A 23,124-nucleotide genomic window follows, 5' to 3' on the forward strand; every position below is an offset into this window, starting at 1 on the left:
GGCGATGGCCCGCCGGCGCCGGCCGCGCCGCTGGACGTCCGGCGGGCAAAGCCGTGTTGACAGAGCGGGCGGCGGTCTGCATAACGCCGTCCGTCGCGGACGGGCAGTTGCGATTGCCCGTGCTGCCGACTGCGCCTTGTGCTCTCGAGCTCCGACGGCAGGACCGGAGGGATGCCCGAGTGGTTAAAGGGGACGGACTGTAAATCCGTTGGCTATGCCTACGTTGGTTCAAATCCAACTCCCTCCACCACTGCGGTCCGAGCTCGATGGGAAGGCGGGTATAGCTCAATGGTAGAGCAGCAGCCTTCCAAGCTGAATATGCGGGTTCGATTCCCGCTACCCGCTCCAAGGCCCCGCGCCTCGTCCGGACGGTCGCGATCGCGTTTCGCTTCGCGTTCGACCGCTCCACGCGTCGGCACTTGAACTCCCGAATAAAGGTCATTAATCCGGGCGCGTCTTTGGCGGAGCTGGCATCGGTCTGCCCGTCGGCATCGCAGAATTGGGACAGTCAATGGCGAAGAGTAAATTCGAGCGCACGAAGCCGCATGTGAACATCGGCACGATCGGGCACGTCGACCACGGGAAGACGTCGCTGACGGCGGCGATCACGAAGTACTTCGGCGAGTTCCGGGCGTATGACCAGATCGACGCGGCGCCGGAGGAGAAGGCGCGCGGCATCACGATCTCGACGGCGCACGTGGAGTACGAGACGGAGGCGCGGCACTACGCGCACGTCGATTGCCCCGGGCATGCGGACTACGTGAAGAACATGATCACGGGCGCGGCGCAGATGGACGGCGCGATCCTGGTGTGCTCGGCGGCGGACGGCCCGATGCCGCAGACGCGCGAGCACATCCTGCTGGCGCGCCAGGTGGGCGTTCCGGCGATCGTGGTGTTCCTGAACAAGGTGGACCAGGTCGACGACGCGGAGCTTCTGGAGCTGGTCGAGCTCGAGGTTCGCGAGCTCTTGTCGAGCTACGAGTTCCCGGGCGACGACATTCCGATCGTGAAGGGTTCGGCGCTGGCGGCGCTCGAGGACTCCAACAAGGAGATCGGCGAGGACGCGGTGCGGGCTCTGATGAAGGAGGTCGACGCCTACATCCCGACGCCGGAGCGTCCGGTCGACCAGCCGTTCCTGATGCCGATCGAGGACGTGTTCTCGATCTCGGGCCGCGGCACGGTGGTGACGGGTCGCGTCGAGCGCGGCATCGTGAAGGTGGGCGAGACGGTCGAGATCGTCGGCATCCGCCCGACGACGTCGACGACGGTGACGGGCGTCGAGATGTTCCGCAAGCTGCTCGACCAGGGCCAGGCGGGCGACAACATCGGCGCGCTCCTGCGCGGCGTGGACCGCGAGGGCGTGGAGCGCGGCCAGATCCTGTGCAAGCCGGGTTCGGTGACGCCGCACACCAAGTTCAAGGCCGAGGCCTACATCCTGACCAAGGAAGAGGGCGGCCGGCACACGCCGTTCTTCACCAACTACCGTCCGCAGTTCTACTTCCGCACGACGGACGTGACGGGTGTGGTGACGCTGCCGGAAGGCACGGAGATGGTGATGCCGGGCGACAACGTGACGATGGACGTGACGCTGATCGTGCCGATCGCGATGGAAGAGAAGCTGCGCTTCGCCATCCGCGAGGGCGGCCGCACCGTCGGCGCCGGCATCGTCTCATCGATCGTCGAGTAAGGCAGATGGCCATCGGTGCCCAAGGCACCGATGGCTCTCCGGGATGAAACGAGAACGGGCCCTCGCGGGCCCGTTTTTCTACAAGGAAGTTCGGAGCATCCCGTCGCGGACGAGGCTTCGGCGTGCCAAAAGCGGCGGGTGCCGTCACCGCGCCAGGGCCTCCCAACCCTGCCGCTCATCACACGCAGTCCCGGGACGCGGCCTCAGCCGCGACCCGACCCGCGCCAACGTCGTCAGATGCGCTTGTAGCCGACGCCGCTCCAGCGCCGCAGCTTCTCGAAGAGCGGCACTGCGGCATTGGCCTCGGCGACACGCTTTTCACCGAGCTCCTGCCAGGTTTCCAGCAAAGGCTGCAGGACGTCGCGGTCATCGAACCGGGCGCGCGCCCGTTCGCGCGACAACTGCTCGGCGCGCGCCCACTGCTCGTCGCTCCAGCCTTCGGTCGCCTTGACGAGTTCGACCGCCTCGTCCTCCGTCGTGTACAGCCGCCCGGCTTCGCCCGCATACTCCGCCGCGCCGTAGACGTCGCGCGCGATGATCGTGCAGCCCGCTGCCATCGCCTCGGCGATCGAGACCGGCATCCCGAACGACACGTCCTTGTCGTAGGTGTGGAGGTAGATGCCGGCTTCGCTCATGTAGGCCGCGACCTCCTCATAGGAGATGTCGCTGACGATCTCGACCGGCGATCCGAGCTCCTTGTTGAGCGCCTCGAGCTCGCGAAAGAGGTCGTTCGGGCCAAGGCTGCAGACGATCAGAACCGACCGATAGCCCGGCAGCTTCGAGGCGATGCGGATGAAGCCGTCGAGATCCTTCGGCCGCTTGCAAGCCGCCGTCCGCACGATCATCTTCCGATTCTTCGCCACGCGCGGCGCCAGCCATTCATGGTGATAGCAGGACAGCATCGGGAGGATCTTGCTGGTCTGGCTGCTCCACTTCTCCGCCAGATGCGGGAACATGTAGAGCCGCGTGATCGTGTCCTCGTCCTCGACACGCTGGATCTGCTTGGGCACGAAATGCCAGTGGCCACGGGCGGTGAGCGGCAGTCCGGCCCGCTTGGCAGCGTCCTTGTACTTCAGCGCGGTCTGGGTCCAGTGGGTGTGGACGATGTCCGGCTGCACGAGGGTGATCGTGTCGTACAGGCTGCCGCGGTGGACCACGACGTCGCAATTGGCCTTCGATCGCGGATCGCCCTTCGACCAGACCTCGATGTGCACGCCCCAGCTCTGCATCCGCTGGATCTCGGCGTTGATGTAGGACTCCGACAGCTGCGGAAAACTGTCCAGCGCGTACAGAACCTTCAGCGGAGTGCCGTCGGATTTGCGGATGGGCTGCCGCTGTTCGTCGGCGGTCGTCAGGTCCAGCATAGCTGACATTCTTCTATCTCCCAGCACGCGCGCGAGGGTTCGTCCCCTCGCGGCAGATATGATCGGGTCGCTCGTCTTCTATGACAAAATCGAGCGAGGAGAAATAAGCTTGCCCTGCCGTCGAGGCTGCAAGGCCGCTCGGCGGGCCGACATAGGGCGCGCCCCACGGCCCGCGGGCCCGATGGACCTGCACTTTCGGGGCCGGCGCCCGTCGGATCACGCACTGCTCAACACCACCGGACGGGCGATGCGGGCGCTTGCCGGTCGCCTAGCGCAGATCCTGCATGAAGCCGGCCGCCACGAGCGCCTCGGACCCGAGATAGCGCTGCGAACCTTCGAAGCGGAAATCGGTGTGCGATCCGAATGCGCCGTGGTCGAGGATCCGCTTGTAGTAGACGGACCCGTTGTAATGCGAGCCGCTGGCGGCGATGCGCGCGAAATCCTCGACGGCGTCCGGCGTCAGCTTGTGGTGCAGGAGAACGCACTGAACGGGCGAGAAATTACGGGTGATCGGCAGCGGCCCGTGGTGGCTGCCGCCGGCGAACTGCAGCGCCCGGTCGGCGTAGACCAGCGGAAATTTCGTCAGGCGCATGTCGGTGCCGAAAAGGCGGTAGCGTGGGCCGCCGCGCACGGCGGTGCAGAACCGCTCCTCCGTCAGCCGGTAGCCGGTGCCATCGTAGAGGGGGCTCACGGCGGTGGGGAACGCATCGGTGCCGACGTCGACCGTGTTGTCGCCGATCGGCCCGTCGGCATAGATGTCGAGCATCGCGGCCATCGCCCGTGTCCGCCCGCTGCGATCGAGATCGGCGATGAAGGCTGCCAGCGGTCGGCTCTCGCAGCCGGGAAAGACGAGATATTCGTCGCTGTCGATCGACACGTACCAGCGGTGACGACCGTAACGCTCGAGCAGCATGTCGCGCCACAGCAGGCCGCCGGAGGCCTGCCGGAATCCGACGTTGGAGCGATAGACGTCCACGTCCGGCGCCGCGCGGAGAATCTGCGGCGTCGCGTCCGACGACTGATCGTCGACGAAGGCGAATCGCGCCACGCCGAGCCGCCGGTAGTGGGCGAGGAAGGACGGGAGATGCTTGGCGATGTCCTTGCCGACGCAAAGCAGGACGACGGCATCGGGTGCGAGCGGCTGCGCGCTCGCGGTGACCTGATGCAGTTCGATGCCGTCGCGGCTCCGGGCACGGCGATGGAAACGCACGTCCCTGAAGGCGAGCCGCAGCCTGTCGAGGGGAGAGAGCCGGCCGACCTTGTTCCAATCCGCGGGGTCGGCGACGGGGTAATGCATGGGCGGGTCCTTCCGATTGCGGCGCTTCTTGCATGAGCCCGGACGCGCCCGCAAGCAGTCGGAACTCCGCGATTCACCGTCGCCTCGGGTGCCGGCGACCGGACGCCGCGTCCTGTGCCGGTTGCGAAAGGATCGCCGATACGTTGAACTGCGCACCGCGCCGGATGTGTGGGGTGGCCTCGGGACTGTTGAAGCGTCGGGGCACGGGGACGAGTGGAGGGTGTGATGGATAGCGCGAGGGTCTGCATCGGCTTCGACAGCAAGGAGGTCGTGGCCTACCACGTCCTGTGTCAGAGCATCCTCGATCGGGCGTCCATCCCGGTCCAGTTCGTGCCGATCGTGCTGTCCAATCTCGGCGGCATCTTCACCCGCGAGCGCAACGCGCTGCAGTCGACCGAGTTTTCCTTCTCGCGCTTTCTGACGCCGCTGCTGTCCGACTACCAGGGCTGGAGCCTCTTTCTCGATTGCGACATGCTCTTCCGGGCCGACATCGCCGAACTCTGGGCGCTGCGGGACGACCGCTATGCGGTGCAGGTCGTCAAGCACGACTACCAGCCGAAGGTCGAGACCAAGTTCCTCGGGCAGACGCAGACCAAGTACGAGAAGAAGAACTGGTCGAGCGCCATGCTGTTCAACAACGCCCGATGCACGGCGCTGACGCAGGACTACGTCAACACCGCCACGGGCCTTCAGCTGCACCAGTTCAAATGGCTGGACGGCGACGAGAATATCGGCGAGATCCCGGCTGCCTGGAACTGGCTCGTGAACGAGTACGACTACGATCCGAATGCCAAGAACGTCCATTTCACCGACGGCGGTCCCTATTTTGACGAGTACCGGAACGACGACTATGCCGAGGAGTGGTTCGCCGCGCGCGATCGCATGCTGCATGTCCAGCAGCGCGTCTGAGACGAGGGCGAGATCGGCCGCCGCCGCGGGGAACGCGATCCACTCATGACGATGATCAGCAGTGCCGTCCTGCGGGACGATCCGCGCGGCTTCTTCGGCCGGTTCGACGCGCTCGTTCTCGTCGCCAACAGTGCCGAGGTCGCATCGGCGGTCCGCGAGGAGCATTTCGGGGAGCGGCCGCTCTTCGTGTTCTTCAACAAGGCGTTCCGGGTGCTGGATGCTCCCTTCCAGCGCGACTGCCTGCTCGTGTCACGCTCTTCGCCGGTGGGCTCCAGCCTGATCTATCGGGGCGAGCTCGGAGCGGTGCTGAAACTCCTCGACACGCCGCACTTCCACGGGATCATCAACTTCCGCGCCGGGGCGGAAGAACTCCTCAGCCTGCCGGAAGACTTCGGCCGCCCGGACGTCGCCAATCTCGACCTGACGGAAGCGCTGGATCGGATCTATCCGAAGGGCCGGCTGCCCAGCACCGGCTTTGCCATGGTGACGTGGCTCGCCGGGCTGGACCTCGGCGTGCCGATCCATCTCCTCGGTTTTTCCGGCGTGCGGCAGGACGTCTGGCGGGTCTACGACGTGCACGACTGGAGCTGGGAGCAGACCGTGCTGAAGCTTCTAGCCGGCCGCGGCATCATCGTCGAGAACCGCGCCGGCGGCAGCGGGGCATGGCCGATCGACGCGCTCGTCGCGCAGTTTCCCCAGTTCGATCGTCAGAGCGTCGAATCGATGGCGATCGAGGTGCTGTCGGCGCGCCTCTCGGCGGCCAACCGGTCGATCGACCAGCTGTTCTCGACGGTGAAGCTGCAGATCGCGCTCAGCAAGCTTCTGCGCTCGCTGCGGCCGAAGTCGCGCAAGGTGCGGGCTCGCGAGAAGCTGAAGAAACGGATCGACGCCCAAAACACCGGATGACCATTGCCAACGTCCATGCAGGCTTGCTAGATGCCTGCCGCGTGCACAGGGGTATAGCTCAGTTGGTAGAGCGGCGGTCTCCAAAACCGCAGGTCGCAGGTTCGAGCCCTGCTGCCCCTGCCACGCCGCATCCGGTGGATTAGACCCGGGACAGGACTTGTGAATCGGGTCCCGTACGGTTATGTAATCCATTCCGACAGACAGACACACGGCGCGTCGGGCTGGTAAGCAGCCCCGTACGCGCCTTATGCCATGGGCGCAGATGGCCGCGAAAACCACCCCCTTCACCTTCCTGCAGCAGGTGCGCTCGGAAGTCGCCAAGGTGACTTGGCCGACCCGGCGGGAGACCATGATCTCGACGCTCATGGTCATCGTGATGGTCGCCTTCGCGTCCGTCTTCTTCTTCGTGGCGGATCAGGTCCTCGGCTATCTCGTCGGTCTGATCATGAGTGCCGGTCAGTGAGCCGGGGGGATTTGACGTTAGATGACGCCTCGTTGGTATATCGTTCACGCGTATTCGAATTTCGAGAAGAAGGTCGCTGAATCGATCGAGGAGCAGGCGCGTCTGAAGGGTCTTTGGGATCGGTTCGAGAAGATCCTGGTCCCGACCGAGCGCGTCGTCGAGGTGCGTCGCGGGCGCAAGGTCGATTCGGAGCGCAAGTTCTTCCCGGGTTACGTGCTTGTGAAGGTGCAGCTGACTGACCAGGTGTTCTCGCTGATCAAGAACACGCCGAAGGTTACCGGGTTCCTCGGTTCGGAGAACCGCCCGGTGCCGATCTCGGAGGCCGAGGTCGATCGTATCCTCAACCAGGTGCAGGACGGGGCCGAGCGGCCGAAGCCGACGATCGCCTACGACATCGGCGAGCAGGTGCGGGTGTCCGACGGTCCCTTCGCCTCGTTCAACGGCATCGTCCAGGAAGTCGACCAGGAGCGCTCGCGCCTCAAGGTCGAGGTGTCGATCTTCGGGCGCGCGACGCCGGTGGATCTGGAATTCGGTCAGGTCGAGAAGGTCTGATCGGGAAGGGGCGGCGACCAGCCGTCCGAAGCGCGCGGGAGGGGAGGCGGCTCAGCCGGCCGTCCGATCCGGACCGCGCAACTGCAGGCCTCCTTGGGGAGGCAGGACGCCGGGCGACCGGCACACGATAAAGGCAGGCAGACATGGCTAAGAAGATTGCAGGCCAGCTGAAGCTGCAGGTGAAGGCCGGTTCGGCGACCCCGTCGCCCCCGATCGGCCCGGCCCTCGGTCAGCGCGGCATCAACATCATGGAGTTCTGCAAGGCGTTCAATGCGCAGACCCAGGAGATGGAGAAGGGGTCCCCCGTTCCGGTGGTGATCACCTACTATCAGGACAAGTCGTTCACCTTCGTGATGAAGACCGCTCCGGTCAGCTACTTCCTCAAGAAGGCGGCCGGCCTCGACAAGGGCTCCACCGCGCCCGGCAAGACGAGCGCCGGACAGGTGACGCGCGACCAGGTCCGCGACATCGCCGAGAAGAAGATGAAGGACCTCAACGCGATCGACGTCGAGGGCGCCATGAAGATGATCGAAGGCTCGGCGCGCGCCATGGGCCTGGAAGTGGTGGGCTGAGACGATGGCGAAGATTGGCAAGCGCATCACCAAGGCCCGTGAGGGTCTCGATCCGACCAAGCTCTATGCGCTCAGCGATGCCGTGTCGCTGCTCAAGGAGCGGGCGAGCGTGAAGTTCGACGAGACCGTCGAGATCGCGATGAATCTCGGGGTCGACCCGCGCCACGCCGACCAGATGGTCCGCGGCGTGGTCAACCTGCCGAACGGCACGGGCCGCACGGTCCGCGTCGCCGTGTTCGCGCGCGGCGACAAGGCCGACGAGGCGAAGGCCGCGGGCGCCGACATCGTCGGTGCCGAGGAACTCGTTGCCGAGGTTCAGGCCGGCACCATCAATTTCGACCGCGCCATCGCGACCCCCGACATGATGGGTCTCGTCGGCCGCCTCGGTAAGGTGCTCGGCCCGCGTGGCCTGATGCCGAACCCGCGCGTCGGCACGGTGACGCCGGACGTCGCGGCGGCGGTTAAGGCCTCCAAGGGCGGCGCCGTCGAGTTTCGCGTCGAGAAGGCGGGCATCGTCCACGCCGGCGTCGGCAAGGTGTCCTTCGGCGCCGAGCAGCTCGCCGAGAACATCCGCGCCTTCGCGGACGCGGTGCAGAAGGCCAAGCCCGCGGGTGCCAAGGGCACCTATGTGCAGCGCGTGGCGATCACCTCGACCATGGGCCCGGGCCTGAAGCTCGATCCGTCGAGCCTGCAGATCTCGGCCTGAGGCTTAACATTTCGGGACGGGGACCTTATATCCGCCGTCTTGTGCAAAAGGTTCCGGGCCGCTCGCGGCCCGGTTCGGCGAGGTTTCGGCCTCGTCTTTTCCTGTCCGAGATTGCAGGCGAGGGCCGTTCGCGGCGCTCATAATCGCTTGGTAAGCCTGCATGAGACGGGGCGACACCGAATTGTCCGGCCTGGCCGGAGCCTTCGGTTCGAACCTCTGAATGCCTTGTGCCGCTCGTGGTTCCCTTGAAAGGAGCCCGGACGCCGAGGGGACAGGATCTCTGAAGCGTCGTCCGTTCGCGGACGGCAAAAGGCAACCGGCGGTCGCCCACCCGGGCACCGCCAACTGGAGAGAGGCAGTGGACAGAGCGGAAAAGCGCGAATTCGTCACGACCCTCCACGAGACCTTCAAGGTCTCGGGATCGATCGTGGTGGCCCACTATGCCGGTCTCACCGTGGCTCAGCTCAACGACCTCCGGTCGAAGATGCGCGCCTCGGGGGCAACCGTCAAAGTCGCGAAGAACCGCCTCGCCAAAATCGCTCTTCAAGGCACCGACGCCGAACCGATCGCTGACCTGTTCACGGGTCAGACGCTGGTCGCTTATGCGACCGACCCGATCGCGGCGCCGAAGGTGGCCAACGACTACGCCAAGGGCAACGACAAGCTCGTGATCCTCGGCGGCGCCATGGGCACCACCGCTCTCGATGCGGAAGGCGTGAAGGCTCTGGCCTCCATGCCGTCGCTGGACGAACTGCGCGCCAAGCTGGTCGGCATGATCAACACGCCGGCCACGCGGATCGCGGGCGTCCTCCAGGCGCCTGCGGGTCAGCTCGCACGCGTCTTCGGAGCCTATGCCAAGAAGGACGAAGCGGCCTGAGGCATTTCCTCGCTGCTCAAAACCAACTGAAACGTTCGAACCTGAAGGAACATCACAATGGCTGATCTCGCCAAGATCGTTGAAGACCTGTCGGCGCTGACCGTCCTCGAGGCGGCCGAGCTGTCGAAGATGCTGGAAGAGAAGTGGGGCGTCTCTGCCGCCGCTCCGGTCGCCGTGGCGGCCGCCGGTGGCGCTGCAGGCGCTGCTGCTCCGGCCGAGGAAGAGAAGACCGAGTTCGACGTGATCCTCGCCGACGCCGGCGCTCAGAAGATCAACGTCATCAAGGAAGTCCGCGCCATCACCGGTCTCGGCCTCAAGGAAGCCAAGGACCTGGTCGACGGTGCGCCGAAGCCGGTCAAGGAAGGCATCTCCAAGGACGATGCGCAGAAGATCAAGGACCAGCTCGAGAAGGCTGGCGCCAAGGTCGAAGTCAAGTAAGCAGGGCCTGCGGGCGCTGCGAGCGACGAACTGGACGAGCGGGACGGCCGAGCGCCGTTCCGCTTTCCGTGCTCCGAACGGAGCGTCGAGGTGAAGGATGTGCCCGCGCCGACGTGCGCGTGTTCCGACTGCCCGAGGGCGGTCTGAAGACGCGGGCTGGCCGGTGGCCCTTCGGAAAGTCTGCCGCCGCATCCCGGAAGGGTGCGGTCGGTGCTCCCCGAGCGAGGGGAGAATGTGTGTGAAGCCCTTTCGCGGTCAAGGGCGCTGTTCGAGAGCAAGGAGCGACGATGTCTCAGACGACGACGTTTTCGGGTCGTAGGCGGGTGCGCAAATTCTTCGGGTCGATTCCCGAAGTCGCTGAGATGCCCAACCTGATCGAGGTCCAGAAGGCCTCCTACGATCAGTTCCTGATGGTCGACGAGCCGAAGGGTGGCCGGCCGGACGAGGGCCTACAGGCGGTCTTCCGGTCGGTGTTTCCGATCACCGACTTCTCCGGTCAGTCGATGCTGGAGTTCGTCAAGTACGAGTTCGAGGCGCCGAAGTTCGACGTCGACGAGTGCCGGCAGCGCGACCTGACCTTCGCTGCGCCGCTCAAGGTGACGCTGCGCCTGATCGTGTTCGATATCGACGAGGACACCGGCTCCAAGTCCGTCAAGGACATCAAGGAGCAGGACGTCTACATGGGCGACATGCCGCTGATGACGTCGAACGGCACGTTCATCGTCAACGGCACCGAGCGCGTGATCGTTTCGCAGATGCACCGCTCGCCGGGCGTCTTCTTCGATCACGACAAGGGCAAGTCCCACTCGTCCGGCAAGCTGCTTTTCGCCGCGCGCGTCATCCCCTATCGCGGCTCGTGGCTCGACATCGAGTTCGATCCGAAGGACATCGTGCACGCCCGTATCGACCGGCGCCGCAAGATCCCCGTGACCTCGCTCCTGATGGCGCTCGGCATGGACGGCGAGGAGATCCTGTCGACCTTCTACAACGTCATCCAGTTCCAGAAGGACAAGGACGGCTGGCGCGTTCCGTTCTCGGTCGAGCGCGTGCGCGGCCAGAACGCCACGGTCGACCTCGTCGACGCCGACAGCGGTGAAGTGCTGGCCGAGGCGGGCAAGAAGATCACCGCCCGCCAGGCCCGCCAGCTGAAGGACAAGGGCGTCAAGGCGCTGCGCGCCACCGAGGAGGACCTCTACGGCAACTACCTCGCCGAGGACATCGTCAACGTTCAGACGGGCGAGGTCTATCTCGAGGCCGGCGACGAGATCGACGAGAAGACCCTCAAGGTCCTCATCGATGCGGGTTACGACGAGATCTCCGTGCTCGACATCGACCACGTCACGGTCGGCGGCTACATCCGCAACTCGCTCGCGGTCGACAAGAACGAGAGCCGGCAGGACGCGCTGTTCGACATCTACCGGGTGATGCGCCCGGGCGAGCCGCCGACGATGGAGACGGCCGAGGCGATGTTCCGCTCGCTGTTCTTCGACGCCGAGCGTTACGACCTGTCCGCCGTCGGCCGCGTGAAGATGAACATGCGCCTCGACGTCAAGGCCGAGGACACCGTGCGCGTGCTGCGCAAGGAAGACATCATCGCGGTGGTCAAGACGCTGGTCGACCTGCGCGACGGCAAGGGCGAGATCGACGACATCGACAATCTCGGCAACCGCCGCGTCCGCTCGGTGGGCGAGCTGATGGAGAACCAGTACCGCCTGGGCCTCCTGCGCATGGAGCGCGCCATCAAGGAGCGCATGTCGTCGGTCGAGATCGACACCGTGATGCCGCAGGACCTGATCAACGCCAAGCCGGCGGCGGCGGCCGTGCGCGAGTTCTTCGGTTCCTCGCAGCTGTCGCAGTTCATGGATCAGACCAACCCGCTGTCGGAGATCACCCACAAGCGGCGTCTGTCGGCGCTCGGACCGGGCGGACTGACGCGCGAGCGCGCCGGCTTCGAGGTGCGCGACGTGCACCCGACGCATTACGGCCGGATCTGCCCGATCGAGACGCCGGAAGGCCCGAACATCGGTCTGATCAATTCGTTGGCGACGTTCGCTCGCGTGAACAAGTACGGCTTCATCGAAAGCCCGTACCGGCGCGTGGTGGACGGCAAGGTGACGAGCGAGGTCGTCTATCTCTCGGCGATGGAGGAGGCCAAGCACTACGTCGCGCAGGCCAACGCCATCCTGACCGAGGAGAACACGTTCCAGAACGAGTTCGTGGTCTGCCGTCACGCCGGCGACGTCTTCATGACCCCGCGCGAGAACGTCGACCTGATGGACGTGTCGCCGAAGCAGCTGGTGTCGGTCGCCGCGGCGCTGATCCCGTTCCTCGAGAACGACGACGCCAACCGCGCGCTGATGGGCTCGAACATGCAGCGCCAGGCGGTGCCGCTGGTGCGCGCCGAGGCGCCCTTCGTCGGCACCGGCATGGAGCCGGTGGTGGCGCGTGACTCCGGTGCCGCGATCGGCGCGCGCCGGACGGGCATCGTCGACCAGGTCGATGCGACCCGTATCGTCATCCGCGCGACCGAGGACGTCGAGGCCGGCAAGTCCGGCGTCGACATCTACCGGCTGATGAAGTTCCAGCGCTCGAACCAGAACACCTGCATCAACCAGCGTCCGCTGGTGGCGGTGGGCGACCGGGTGCAGAAGGGCGACATCATCGCGGACGGCCCGTCGACCGATCTCGGCGATCTCGCCCTCGGCCGCAACGTGCTCGTCGCGTTCATGCCGTGGAACGGCTACAACTACGAGGACTCGATCCTCCTCTCCGAGCGCATCGTCGCCGACGACGTCTTCACCTCGATCCACATCGAGGAGTTCGAGGTCATGGCGCGCGACACCAAGCTCGGGCCGGAGGAGATCACGCGCGACATTCCGAACGTGTCGGAAGAGGCGCTGAAGAACCTCGACGAGGCGGGCATCGTCTATATCGGTGCCGAAGTGCAGCCGGGCGATATCCTGGTCGGCAAGATCACGCCGAAGGGCGAAAGCCCGATGACGCCGGAGGAAAAGCTCCTGCGCGCCATCTTCGGCGAGAAGGCGTCCGACGTTCGCGATACGTCCATGCGCATGCCTCCCGGCGCCTACGGCACGGTCGTCGAGGTGCGCGTCTTCAACCGGCACGGCGTCGAGAAGGACGAGCGCGCCATGGCGATCGAGCGCGAGGAGATCGAGCGCCTCGCCAAGGACCGCGACGACGAGCAGGCGATCCTCGACCGCAGCGTCTACACGCGCCTGGTCGATATGCTGGACGGCAAGTCGGCGGTCGCAGGGCCGCGCGGCTACAAGAAGGGCACCGAGCTGTCGCAGGCCGCGATGGCCGAATATCCCCGCTCGCAGTGGTGGATGTTCGCCGTCGAGGACGAGAAGCTGCAGGGCGAACTCGAGGCGCTGCGCAACCAGTACGACGAGGCCAAGAAGACGCTCGAGCAGCGCTTCATGGACAAGGTCGAGAAGGTGCAGCGCGGCGACGAGCTGCCTCCGGGCGTCATGAAGCAGGTGAAGGTCTTCGTCGCTGTCAAGCGCAAGATCCAGCCGGGCGACAAGATGGCCGGGCGTCACGGCAACAAGGGTGTGGTCTCGCGCATCGTGCCGGTGGAGGACATGCCCTTCACCGAGGACGGCACGCATGTCGACATCGTGCTGAACCCGCTCGGCGTGCCGTCGCGCATGAATGTCGGGCAGATCCTCGAGACGCATCTCGGCTGGGCCTGCGCCGGCATGGGCAAGCAGATCGGGCAGATGCTGGAGGTCTACCAGCAGTCGCACGACGCCGGTAAGCTGCGCAGCGGCATCGCTGAGATCCTTGGCGACAACGACCGGAACGAGCCGGTGAAGACCTACGACGACGAGTCGGTGGTGCGTCTGGCAAAACAGATGACCAAGGGCGTGTCGATCGCGACCCCGGTCTTCGACGGCGCGGTCGAGCACGACATCGTCGAGATGCTGGAGCAGGCCGGGCTGAACGGCTCGGGGCAGGTGACGCTGTATGACGGCCGCACGGGCGACTCGTTCGATCGCCAGGTGACCGTCGGCTACATCTACATGCTGAAGCTGCACCACCTGGTGGACGACAAGATCCACGCCCGCTCGATCGGTCCGTACTCGCTCGTCACCCAGCAGCCGCTGGGCGGCAAGGCGCAGTTCGGCGGCCAGCGCTTCGGCGAGATGGAGGTCTGGGCACTCGAGGCCTACGGCGCCGCCTACACGCTGCAGGAGATGCTGACGGTGAAGTCGGACGACGTCGCCGGACGCACCAAGGTGTACGAGTCGATCGTGCGCGGCGATGATGCGTTCGAGTCGGGTATCCCGGAGAGCTTCAACGTGCTCGTCAAGGAGATGCGTTCGCTCGGCCTCGACGTCGACCTGTCTTCGGCCGAGGGGACGGCTTTGCCGGCCTCGCCGTCGGACGCCCAGCGTCTGCCGGACGCGGCGGAGTAGTCGCGTAGATCCAATGCCGCGGTACGCCCGCGGCTCCGGAGCCGGCGCCATGCGGCGTGCCGGTTCCGCTTCCGGATGATGTTGCGCCGGCCCCGCCCGGTGCGTTGGGGGCGATCCGCCCCAAGAGGAGAACGCTCATGAACCAAGAGGTCATGAATATCTTCAATCCGCAGGTGCAGGCGCAGACGTTCGACCAGATTCGAATTTCGATCGCCAGCCCGGAGAAGATCCTGTCCTGGTCCTTCGGCGAGATCAAGAAGCCGGAGACGATCAACTACCGTACGTTCAAGCCGGAGCGGGACGGCCTGTTCTGCGCGCGCATCTTCGGTCCGATCAAGGACTACGAGTGCCTGTGCGGCAAGTACAAGCGGATGAAGTACAAGGGCATCATCTGCGAGAAGTGCGGCGTCGAGGTCACCCTCTCGCGCGTGCGCCGCGAGCGCATGGGCCACATCGAGCTCGCCGCGCCCGTCGCCCACATCTGGTTCCTGAAGTCGCTGCCGAGCCGCATCGGCACGCTGCTCGACATGACGCTGAAGGACATCGAGCGCGTCCTCTATTTCGAGCACTACATCGTCACCGAGCCGGGTCTCACCTCGTTGAAGGAGCATCAGCTCCTCACCGAGGAGGAGTACATGATCGCGGTCGACGAGTTCGGCGAGGACTCCTTCACGGCCCTCATCGGCGCCGAGGCGATCCAGGAGCTCCTGTCCTCGATGGACCTGGAGAAGATCGCCGGCGACCTGCGCGAGGAGCTGGCGACGACGACCTCTGAGCTGAAGACCAAGAAGCTCATGAAGCGTCTGAAGATCGTCGAGAACTTCCTGGAGTCCGGCAACAAGCCGGAGTGGATGATCATGCGCGTCGTCCCGGTGATCCCGCCGGACCTGCGCCCGCTCGTTCCGCTCGACGGCGGCCGCTTCGCGACCTCCGACCTCAACGACCTCTACCGGCGCGTCATCAACCGCAACAACCGCCTGAAGCGGCTGATCGAGCTGCGTGCGCCCGGCATCATCATCCGCAACGAGAAGCGCATGCTTCAGGAGGCGGTGGACGCGCTGTTCGACAACGGCCGTCGCGGCCGCGTCATCACGGGCGCCAACAAGCGTCCGCTGAAGTCGCTGTCCGACATGCTGAAGGGCAAGCAGGGCCGCTTCCGCCAGAACCTCCTCGGCAAGCGCGTCGACTACTCCGGCCGCTCGGTCATCGTGACCGGTCCGGAGCTCAAGCTGCATCAGTGCGGCCTGCCGAAGAAGATGGCGCTCGAGCTGTTCAAGCCGTTCATCTACGCGCGGCTCGACGCCAAGGGCTATTCGTCCACGGTGAAGCAGGCGAAGAAGCTCGTCGAGAAGGAGCGCCCGGAGGTCTGGGACATTCTCGACGAGGTGATCCGTGAGCATCCGGTTCTCTTGAACCGCGCTCCGACGCTGCACCGCCTCGGCATCCAGGCCTTCGAGCCGGTGCTGATCGAGGGCAAGGCGATCCAGCTGCACCCGCTGGTCTGCACCGCCTTCAACGCGGACTTCGACGGCGACCAGATGGCGGTGCACGTGCCGCTGTCGATCGAGGCGCAGCTCGAGGCGCGCGTCCTGATGATGTCGACCAACAACATCCTGCATCCGGCGAACGGCCAGCCGATCATCGTGCCGTCGCAGGACATGGTGCTCGGGCTCTACTACCTCTCGATCATGAACGAGAACGAGCCGGGGCAGGGGATGGTGTTCTCCGACATCGGCGAGCTGGAGCACGCGCTCTACGCCCGCTCGGTGACGCTCTCGACCAAGATCAAGGGCCGCTTCCGCTCGGTGGACGCGGCGGGCAACGTCGTCTCGAAGATCTACGAGACGACGCCCGGCCGCATGCTCATCGGCGAGCTCCTGCCGAAGCACCACAACGTGCCCTTCGACATCTGCAACGAGCTGATGACGAAGAAGAACATCTCCAAGATGATCGACACGGTGTATCGCCACTGCGGTCAGAAGGAGACGGTGATCTTCTGCGACCGCATCATGCAGCTCGGCTTCAAGCACGCCTGCACCGCCGGCATCTCCTTCGGCAAGGATGACATGGTCATTCCGGAGACGAAGGCGAAGCTGATTGCGGAGACGCAGGCGCTCGCGAAGGAATACGAGCAGCAGTACAATGACGGCCTGATCACCCAGGGCGAGAAGTACAACAAGGTGGTCGATGCCTGGGCCAAGTGCACCGACAAGATCGCCGACGAGATGATGACCCGCATCCGCGCGGTCGAGTTCAAGGACGACGGCCGCCAGAAGCCGATGAACTCGATCTACATGATGTCGCACTCGGGCGCGCGTGGTTCGCCGACCCAGATGCGCCAGCTCGCGGCGATGCGCGGCCTGATGACCAAGCCGTCCGGCGAGATCATCGAGACGCCGATCATCTCCAACTTCAAGGAAGGCCTCACCGTGCTCGAGTACTTCAACTCGACTCACGGCGCCCGCAAGGGTCTGGCCGACACCGCCCTGAAGACCGCGAACTCGGGCTATCTGACGCGTCGTCTGGTCGACGTCGCGCAGGACTGCATCATCAACGAGGTCGACTGCGGCACGCAGAACGGCCTTACGATGCAGCCGATCGTGGATGCCGGCCAGGTCGTCGCGACCCTCGGCCAGCGCATCCTCGGCCGCACGGCGCTCGAGGACATCACGCACCCGGTGTCGGGCGAGATGCTGGTCAAGGCCGGCGTCACGATCGAGGAGCGGGACGTCGAGAAGGTCGAGAAGGCCGGCATCCAGTCGGTCAAGATCCGCTCGGCGCTCACCTGCGAGGTCCGCACCGGCATCTGCGCCACCTGCTACGGGCGTGACCTCGCCCGCGGCACGGCGGTCAACCAGGGCGAGGCGGTCGGCGTCATCGCGGCGCAGTCGATCGGCGAGCCGGGCACCCAGCTCACCATGCGCACCTTCCACATGGGCGGTACCGCGCAGGTGGTGGACTCGTCCTTCCTCGAGGCGTCGTACGAAGGCACGGTGCAGATCCGCAACCGCAACGTCGTGCGCGACTCCGAGGGGCGTCTCGTCGCGATGGGCCGCAACATGGCGATCCTGATCCTCGATCAGACCGGCAAGGAGCGTGCCTCGCACCGCGTCACCTACGGCTCGCGCATCTATGTGGACGACGGCGACCAGGTGCGCCGCGGCCAGCGTGTCGCCGAGTGGGATCCCTACACCCGCCCGGTGATGACCGAGCTCGACGGCACCGTGGAGTTCGAGGATCTGGTCGAGGGCATCTCGGTGACCGAGCAGACCGACGAGTCGACCGGCATCACCAAGCGTGCCGTCATCGACTGGCGGGCCAGCCCGCGCGGCGTGAACCTCAAGCCGGCGCTCGTCATCCGCAAGGACGACGGCACCATCGCCAAGCTCGCCCGCGGCTCGGACGCGCGCTACCTCCTGTCGGTGGACGCGATCCTCTCGGTCGAGCCGGGCTCCAAGGTGAAGGCGGGTGACGTCCTCTCGCGCATCCCGATGGAGAGCGCCAAGACCAAGGACATCACCGGCGGTCTGCCACGCGTGGCGGAGCTGTTCGAGGCCCGTCGTCCGAAAGACAACGCGGTGATTGCCGAGATCGGCGGCACCGTGCGGTTCGGACGCGACTACAAGAACAAGCGCCGCATCGTGATCGAGCCGCACGAGGATGGCGTGGAGCCGGTCGAGTACCTGATCCCGAAGGGCAAGCCGTTCCACCTCCAGGAAGGCGACATCATCGAGAAGGGCGACTACATCCTCGACGGCAACCCGGCGCCGCACGACATCCTGGCGATCCGCGGCGTGGAGGCTCTCGCGAGCTACCTCGTCAACGAGATCCAGGAGGTCTACCGGTTGCAGGGCGTGATGATCAACGACAAGCACATCGAGGTGATCGTTCGCCAGATGCTGCAGAAGGTCGAGATCACCGAGTCCGGCGACTCCGGCTACATCCCGGGCGACCACGTCGACCGGATCGAGCTGGCGGAGCTGAACGAGAAGCTGCAGGAGGACGGCAAGAAGCCGGCCTACGGCAACCCGGTGCTCCTCGGCATCACCAAGGCCTCGCTGCAGACGCCGTCCTTCATCTCGGCGGCCTCCTTCCAGGAGACCACCCGCGTCCTCACCGAGGCGGCGGTCGCCGGCAAGGTCGACACGCTGCAGGGCCTGAAGGAGAACGTCATCGTCGGCCGGCTCATCCCGGCGGGCACGGGCGGCATGATGACCCAGATCCGGCGGATCGCGACCTCGCGCGACGAGCTGATCCTGGAGGATCGGCGCAAGGCCTCCAATGCGGCCGAGGCCGACCGGATGCTGACCTCGCTGAACGACGCCGCCGAGTAATCCGGCGCCGTTTCGACCGAGAACTGAAGGGCCGCCTCCGGGCGGCCTTTCGCGTTGTTAAGCAAGCGCCGGCGGCGTACGGCGCGGCCGACGCAGCGGGGTTGACGGGTGTCGCCACAATCGTTAAGTAGCGCACCAACCGAGCCGATGTGAGGCCGACTCGTCCCAAGGACGCCGCGTCCGGGATCCAGCGCTTCAAACAAGGTTCAGTTCAAACGAGACGAAACATTGCTGGAGCACGACCGTCTGGCGGTCCTCTGCAGGGTTCCGGGCAGTCCGCGTCGAACGCGGATCCAGTGCTCGGTTTTTCGCGTATGCCAACAGGCCTGCGCGGCGGCACTGTTTCGTTTCGGAATTGAATTTGAAACGTGAAGGAAGGTTGGATGCCGACCATCAACCAGCTGATCCGGAAGCCGCGCACTCGCCCGAGCGAGCGCAACACGGTTCCGGCGCTCGAGGCGAACCCGCAGAAGCGCGGCGTCTGCACCCGCGTCTATACGACGACCCCGAAGAAGCCGAACTCGGCGCTCCGCAAGGTCGCCAAGGTCCGTCTCGTCAACGGCTACGAGGTCATCGGCTACATCCCGGGCGAGGGGCATAACCTTCAGGAGCACTCCGTGGTGATGATCCGCGGCGGTCGCGTGAAGGACCTTCCCGGCGTGCGCTACCACATCATCCGCGGCGTTCTGGACACCCAGGGCGTGAAGGACCGCAAGCAGCGCCGTTCGAAGTACGGCGCCAAGCGTCCGAAGTAAGCCAGTCCGTCGTCGATCTGAGAGACTAACGAATGTCCCGTCGCCACAGTGCCGAGAAGCGCGAGATCAACCCGGACCCGAAGTTCGGCGATCTCGTCGTCACCAAGTTCATGAACGCCGTCATGTATGACGGCAAGAAGTCGGTCGCCGAGCGCATCGTCTACGGCGCGTTCGACGCCGTCGAGGGAAAGACCCGGCAGGACGCAATCGCGATCTTCCACCAGGCGCTGGACAACATCGCCCCGCACGTCGAGGTCCGCTCGCGTCGCGTCGGCGGTGCGACCTATCAGGTTCCGGTCGACGTGCGTCCGGAGCGCCGTCAGGCGCTGGCGATCCGCTGGCTGATCACCGCCGCGCGCAACCGCAACGAGACCACCATGGTCGATCGCCTGTCGGGCGAGCTGATGGATGCCGCCAACAATCGCGGCACTGCCGTCAAGAAGCGCGAAGACACGCACCGGATGGCCGAGGCCAACCGCGCCTTCTCGCACTACCGCTGGTAATCGACACTTCTTATCGAAAGGCCCATTCCATGGCCCGCGAATACAAGATCGAAGACTACCGCAATTTCGGCATCATGGCCCACATCGACGCGGGCAAGACGACGACCACCGAGCGGATCCTCTTCTACACCGGCAAGTCGCACAAGATCGGCGAAGTCCACGACGGCGCCGCGACCATGGACTGGATGGAGCAGGAGCAGGAGCGCGGCATCACGATCACGTCGGCCGCGACGACCACGTTCTGGCAGGGCCGTGACGGCAAGAAGCGCCGCTTCAACATCATCGACACCCCCGGGCACGTGGACTTCACCATTGAGGTGGAGCGTTCGCTGCGCGTCCTCGACGGCGCGATCGCGCTCCTCGACGCCAATGCCGGCGTCGAGCCGCAGACCGAGACCGTCTGGCGCCAGGCCGACAAGTACCGCGTGCCGCGGATGATCTTCGTCAACAAGATGGACAAGATCGGTGCGGACTTCTTCCGCTGCGTCGAGATGATCAAGTCGCGCCTCGGTGCGCGCCCGGTCGTCGTGCAGCTGCCGATCGGCGCGGAGAGTGAGCTCAAGGGCGTCATCGACCTCATCGAGATGAAGGCGCTCGTCTGGCGCGACGAGACCCTCGGCGCCCAGTGGGACGTGCTCGAGATCCCCGAGGATCTGAAGGCCCAGGCCGAAGAGTACCGCGAGATGATGATCGAGGCCGCCGTCGAGATCGACGAAGGCGCGACGGAGCGGTACCTCGAAGGCCAGATGCCGGACAACGAGGAGCTTCGCCGGCTGATCCGCAAGGGCACCTGCGACGTCTGGTTCACCCCGGTCCTCTGCGGTTCGGCGTTCAAGAACAAGGGCGTGCAGCCGCTTCTTGATGCGGTTGTCGACTTCCTGCCGTCGCCGGTCGAGGTCCACGCCATCAAGGGCATCGATCCGAAGACGGAAGCCGAGGTCGTGCGCAAGTCCTCCGACGAGGAGCCGCTCTCGATGCTGGCGTTCAAGATCATGAACGACCCGTTCGTCGGCTCGCTGACCTTCGCGCGCATCTACTCCGGCGTTCTGACCAAGGGCACGTCGCTCCAGAACACCGTCAAGGAGAAGAAGGAGCGCATCGGCCGCATGCTGCAGATGCACTCCAACTCGCGTGAGGACATCGAAGAGGCGTTCGCCGGCGACATCGTCGCACTGGCGGGCCTGAAGGACACGACCACCGGCGACACGCTCTGCGATCCGCTGAAGCCGGTGATCCTGGAGCGCATGGAGTTTCCTGATCCGGTCATCGAGATCGCGATCGAGCCGAAGACCAAGGCCGACCAGGAGAAGATGGGCCTCGCGCTCAATCGGCTTGCGGCGGAGGATCCGTCCTTCCGCGTCAAAACGGATGAGGAGAGCGGCCAGACGATCATCGCCGGCATGGGCGAGCTTCATCTCGACATTCTCGTCGACCGGATGAAGCGCGAGTTCAAGGTCGAGGCGAATGTCGGTGCGCCGCAGGTGGCCTACCGCGAGACGATCACCCGCCGTGCCGAGGTGGACTATACCCACAAGAAGCAGACCGGCGGTACGGGCCAGTTCGCGCGCGTCAAGATGACCTTCGAGCCGGCCGAGATCGGCGCGGGCTTCACCTTCGAGTCGAAGATCGTCGGCGGTTCGGTGCCGAAGGAGTACGTTCCGGGCGTCGAGAAGGGCATCAAGTCGGTGATGGGCGCTGGCCCGCTGGCCGGCTTCCCGATGGTCGACATCAAGGCGGAGCTCATCGACGGCGCCTTCCACGACGTCGACTCGTCGGTCCTCGCCTTCGAGATCGCCTCGCGTGCCGGTTTCCGTGAAGCCATCCAGAAGGCTGGCCCGCGGCTGCTGGAGCCGGTGATGAAGGTCGAGGTGGTGACGCCGGAAGACTATGTCGGCGACGTCATCGGCGACCTCAACTCGCGGCGCGGCCAGATCCAGGGCACCGAGCCTCGTGGCATCGCCCAGGTGGTGAATGCGATGGTGCCGCTGGCCAACATGTTCGGCTACGTCAACACGCTCCGCTCGATGACGCAGGGGCGTGCCCAGTACACGATGCTGTTCGACCACTATGAGCAGGTGCCGAACCAGGTCGCGGAAGAGATCCAGAAAAAGTTCGCGTAACGCCCGCTCCTCGAGCGAAGCAACGGGACCTGTTGCGGTTCCTACAAGAGATGGAGTGCCACAATGGCGAAGAGTAAATTCGAGCGCACGAAGCCGCATGTGAACATCGGCACGATCGGGCACGTCGACCACGGGAAGACGTCGCTGACGGCGGCGATCACGAAGTACTTCGGCGAGTTCCGGGCGTATGACCAGATCGACGCGGCGCCGGAGGAGAAGGCGCGCGGCATCACGATCTCGACGGCGCACGTGGAGTACGAGACGGAGGCGCGGCACTACGCGCACGTCGATTGCCCCGGGCATGCGGACTACGTGAAGAACATGATCACGGGCGCGGCGCAGATGGACGGCGCGATCCTGGTGTGCTCGGCGGCGGACGGCCCGATGCCGCAGACGCGCGAGCACATCCTGCTGGCGCGCCAGGTGGGCGTTCCGGCGATCGTGGTGTTCCTGAACAAGGTGGACCAGGTCGACGACGCGGAGCTTCTGGAGCTGGTCGAGCTCGAGGTTCGCGAGCTCTTGTCGAGCTACGAGTTCCCGGGCGACGACATTCCGATCGTGAAGGGTTCGGCGCTGGCGGCGCTCGAGGACTCCAACAAGGAGATCGGCGAGGACGCGGTGCGGGCTCTGATGAAGGAGGTCGACGCCTACATCCCGACGCCGGAGCGTCCGGTCGACCAGCCGTTCCTGATGCCGATCGAGGACGTGTTCTCGATCTCGGGCCGCGGCACGGTGGTGACGGGTCGCGTCGAGCGCGGCATCGTGAAGGTGGGCGAGACGGTCGAGATCGTCGGCATCCGCCCGACGACGTCGACGACGGTGACGGGCGTCGAGATGTTCCGCAAGCTGCTCGACCAGGGCCAGGCGGGCGACAACATCGGCGCGCTCCTGCGCGGCGTGGACCGCGAGGGCGTGGAGCGCGGCCAGATCCTGTGCAAGCCGGGTTCGGTGACGCCGCACACCAAGTTCAAGGCCGAGGCCTACATCCTGACCAAGGAAGAGGGCGGCCGGCACACGCCGTTCTTCACCAACTACCGTCCGCAGTTCTACTTCCGCACGACGGACGTGACGGGTGTGGTGACGCTGCCGGAAGGCACGGAGATGGTGATGCCGGGCGACAACGTGACGATGGACGTGACGCTGATCGTGCCGATCGCGATGGAAGAGAAGCTGCGCTTCGCCATCCGCGAGGGCGGCCG

The 23,124-nt window shown here is 65.4% G+C and carries 17 protein-coding genes and 3 tRNA genes; 18 read left to right on the forward strand and 2 right to left on the reverse strand.

Annotated features, from left to right (window positions below):
* Positions 1 to 165 precede the first annotated feature (165 nt).
* The 3 genes from NPA30_RS06290 (at position 166) to tuf (NPA30_RS06300) (ending at position 1,687) form a co-directional block, all read left to right on the forward strand.
* A tRNA-Tyr gene (locus tag NPA30_RS06290) sits at positions 166 to 250 on the forward strand.
* Positions 251 to 274: 24 nt separating this feature from the next.
* Positions 275 to 348: transfer RNA gene (locus NPA30_RS06295), tRNA-Gly, on the forward strand.
* A 163-nt stretch (positions 349 to 511) separates the two neighbouring features.
* Positions 512 to 1,687, forward strand: a complete 1,176-nt coding sequence (gene tuf / locus NPA30_RS06300; protein ID WP_256801495.1) for an elongation factor Tu — start codon at positions 512 to 514, stop codon at positions 1,685 to 1,687.
* Between the two features lie 233 nt (positions 1,688 to 1,920).
* On the opposite strand, the gene NPA30_RS06305 is transcribed toward tuf (NPA30_RS06300), so the two are convergent.
* Together NPA30_RS06305 and NPA30_RS06310 are read right to left on the reverse strand one after the other, a co-directional pair.
* Positions 1,921 to 3,060, reverse strand: coding sequence for a glycosyltransferase (locus NPA30_RS06305; protein WP_256801496.1), 1,140 nt, complete (start codon positions 3,058 to 3,060; stop codon positions 1,921 to 1,923).
* Between the two features lie 259 nt (positions 3,061 to 3,319).
* Positions 3,320 to 4,348, reverse strand: a complete 1,029-nt coding sequence (locus tag NPA30_RS06310; protein ID WP_256801497.1) for a glycosyltransferase family 2 protein — start codon at positions 4,346 to 4,348, stop codon at positions 3,320 to 3,322.
* A 225-nt stretch (positions 4,349 to 4,573) separates the two neighbouring features.
* On the opposite strand from NPA30_RS06310, the gene NPA30_RS06315 reads away from it, so the two are divergent.
* The 15 genes from NPA30_RS06315 to tuf (NPA30_RS06385) form a co-directional block, all read left to right on the forward strand.
* Positions 4,574 to 5,257 (forward strand): glycosyltransferase family protein, encoded by a 684-nt coding sequence (locus NPA30_RS06315; RefSeq protein WP_256801498.1) that lies wholly within the window; start codon positions 4,574 to 4,576, stop codon positions 5,255 to 5,257.
* Positions 5,258 to 5,302: 45 nt separating this feature from the next.
* A complete protein-coding gene (locus tag NPA30_RS06320; protein ID WP_256801499.1) occupies positions 5,303 to 6,163 on the forward strand; it encodes a 3-deoxy-manno-octulosonate cytidylyltransferase in 861 nt (286 codons plus the stop codon).
* 47 nt (positions 6,164 to 6,210) lie between these two features.
* Positions 6,211 to 6,286 (forward strand) — tRNA-Trp (locus NPA30_RS06325).
* Between the two features lie 139 nt (positions 6,287 to 6,425).
* A complete protein-coding gene (gene secE, locus NPA30_RS06330) occupies positions 6,426 to 6,626 on the forward strand; it encodes a preprotein translocase subunit SecE (protein ID WP_256801500.1) in 201 nt (66 codons plus the stop codon).
* Between the two features lie 21 nt (positions 6,627 to 6,647).
* A complete protein-coding gene (nusG, locus tag NPA30_RS06335; protein ID WP_256801501.1) occupies positions 6,648 to 7,178 on the forward strand; it encodes a transcription termination/antitermination protein NusG in 531 nt (176 codons plus the stop codon).
* Positions 7,179 to 7,321: 143 nt separating this feature from the next.
* Complete coding sequence (rplK, locus tag NPA30_RS06340; RefSeq protein WP_256801502.1) at positions 7,322 to 7,750, forward strand: 50S ribosomal protein L11; 429 nt, start codon at positions 7,322 to 7,324, stop codon at positions 7,748 to 7,750.
* A gap of 4 nt (positions 7,751 to 7,754) precedes the next feature.
* The gene (rplA, locus tag NPA30_RS06345; RefSeq protein ID WP_256801503.1) at positions 7,755 to 8,456 is read left to right on the forward strand and encodes a 50S ribosomal protein L1; all 702 of its coding nucleotides are present in this window, start codon (positions 7,755 to 7,757) and stop codon (positions 8,454 to 8,456) included.
* A 358-nt stretch (positions 8,457 to 8,814) separates the two neighbouring features.
* A complete protein-coding gene (gene rplJ, locus NPA30_RS06350) occupies positions 8,815 to 9,333 on the forward strand; it encodes a 50S ribosomal protein L10 (protein WP_256801504.1) in 519 nt (172 codons plus the stop codon).
* A 57-nt stretch (positions 9,334 to 9,390) separates the two neighbouring features.
* A complete protein-coding gene (gene rplL, locus NPA30_RS06355) occupies positions 9,391 to 9,771 on the forward strand; it encodes a 50S ribosomal protein L7/L12 (RefSeq protein WP_256801505.1) in 381 nt (126 codons plus the stop codon).
* A 287-nt stretch (positions 9,772 to 10,058) separates the two neighbouring features.
* The gene (gene rpoB, locus NPA30_RS06360) at positions 10,059 to 14,213 is read left to right on the forward strand and encodes a DNA-directed RNA polymerase subunit beta (protein ID WP_256801506.1); all 4,155 of its coding nucleotides are present in this window, start codon (positions 10,059 to 10,061) and stop codon (positions 14,211 to 14,213) included.
* Positions 14,214 to 14,350: 137 nt separating this feature from the next.
* Complete coding sequence (rpoC, locus tag NPA30_RS06365; RefSeq protein ID WP_256801507.1) at positions 14,351 to 18,547, forward strand: DNA-directed RNA polymerase subunit beta'; 4,197 nt, start codon at positions 14,351 to 14,353, stop codon at positions 18,545 to 18,547.
* Positions 18,548 to 18,930: 383 nt separating this feature from the next.
* The gene (rpsL, locus tag NPA30_RS06370) at positions 18,931 to 19,302 is read left to right on the forward strand and encodes a 30S ribosomal protein S12 (protein ID WP_256801508.1); all 372 of its coding nucleotides are present in this window, start codon (positions 18,931 to 18,933) and stop codon (positions 19,300 to 19,302) included.
* 32 nt (positions 19,303 to 19,334) lie between these two features.
* Positions 19,335 to 19,805, forward strand: a complete 471-nt coding sequence (gene rpsG, locus NPA30_RS06375) for a 30S ribosomal protein S7 (RefSeq protein WP_256801509.1) — start codon at positions 19,335 to 19,337, stop codon at positions 19,803 to 19,805.
* A gap of 29 nt (positions 19,806 to 19,834) precedes the next feature.
* Positions 19,835 to 21,925, forward strand: a complete 2,091-nt coding sequence (gene fusA, locus NPA30_RS06380) for an elongation factor G (RefSeq protein ID WP_256801510.1) — start codon at positions 19,835 to 19,837, stop codon at positions 21,923 to 21,925.
* Positions 21,926 to 21,988: 63 nt separating this feature from the next.
* Positions 21,989 to 23,124: elongation factor Tu (gene tuf, locus NPA30_RS06385; RefSeq protein ID WP_256801511.1), on the forward strand; the 1,136-nt coding region annotated here is incomplete at its 3' end.

Source organism: Mangrovibrevibacter kandeliae (genome assembly GCF_024519155.1).
GTDB lineage: Bacteria > Pseudomonadota > Alphaproteobacteria > Rhizobiales > Rhizobiaceae > Mangrovibrevibacter > Mangrovibrevibacter kandeliae.

What these genes read in the sequence shown, in the direction of transcription:
- rplA (WP_256801503.1), top strand. Translation starts at nt 7,755, where the DNA reads ATGGCGAAGATTGGCAAGCGCATCACCAAGGCCCGTGAGGGTCTCGAT.
- NPA30_RS06305 (WP_256801496.1), bottom strand. Translation starts at nt 3,060, where the DNA reads ATGTCAGCTATGCTGGACCTGACGACCGCCGACGAACAGCGGCAGCCC.
- nusG (WP_256801501.1), top strand. Translation starts at nt 6,648, where the DNA reads ATGACGCCTCGTTGGTATATCGTTCACGCGTATTCGAATTTCGAGAAG.
- rplK (WP_256801502.1), top strand. Translation starts at nt 7,322, where the DNA reads ATGGCTAAGAAGATTGCAGGCCAGCTGAAGCTGCAGGTGAAGGCCGGT.
- tuf (WP_256801495.1), top strand. Translation starts at nt 512, where the DNA reads ATGGCGAAGAGTAAATTCGAGCGCACGAAGCCGCATGTGAACATCGGC.
- rpsL (WP_256801508.1), top strand. Translation starts at nt 18,931, where the DNA reads ATGCCGACCATCAACCAGCTGATCCGGAAGCCGCGCACTCGCCCGAGC.
- secE (WP_256801500.1), top strand. Translation starts at nt 6,426, where the DNA reads ATGGCCGCGAAAACCACCCCCTTCACCTTCCTGCAGCAGGTGCGCTCG.
- NPA30_RS06320 (WP_256801499.1), top strand. Translation starts at nt 5,303, where the DNA reads ATGACGATGATCAGCAGTGCCGTCCTGCGGGACGATCCGCGCGGCTTC.
- NPA30_RS06315 (WP_256801498.1), top strand. Translation starts at nt 4,574, where the DNA reads ATGGATAGCGCGAGGGTCTGCATCGGCTTCGACAGCAAGGAGGTCGTG.
- fusA (WP_256801510.1), top strand. Translation starts at nt 19,835, where the DNA reads ATGGCCCGCGAATACAAGATCGAAGACTACCGCAATTTCGGCATCATG.
- rpsG (WP_256801509.1), top strand. Translation starts at nt 19,335, where the DNA reads ATGTCCCGTCGCCACAGTGCCGAGAAGCGCGAGATCAACCCGGACCCG.
- rpoC (WP_256801507.1), top strand. Translation starts at nt 14,351, where the DNA reads ATGAACCAAGAGGTCATGAATATCTTCAATCCGCAGGTGCAGGCGCAG.
- rplL (WP_256801505.1), top strand. Translation starts at nt 9,391, where the DNA reads ATGGCTGATCTCGCCAAGATCGTTGAAGACCTGTCGGCGCTGACCGTC.
- rpoB (WP_256801506.1), top strand. Translation starts at nt 10,059, where the DNA reads ATGTCTCAGACGACGACGTTTTCGGGTCGTAGGCGGGTGCGCAAATTC.
- NPA30_RS06310 (WP_256801497.1), bottom strand. Translation starts at nt 4,348, where the DNA reads ATGCATTACCCCGTCGCCGACCCCGCGGATTGGAACAAGGTCGGCCGG.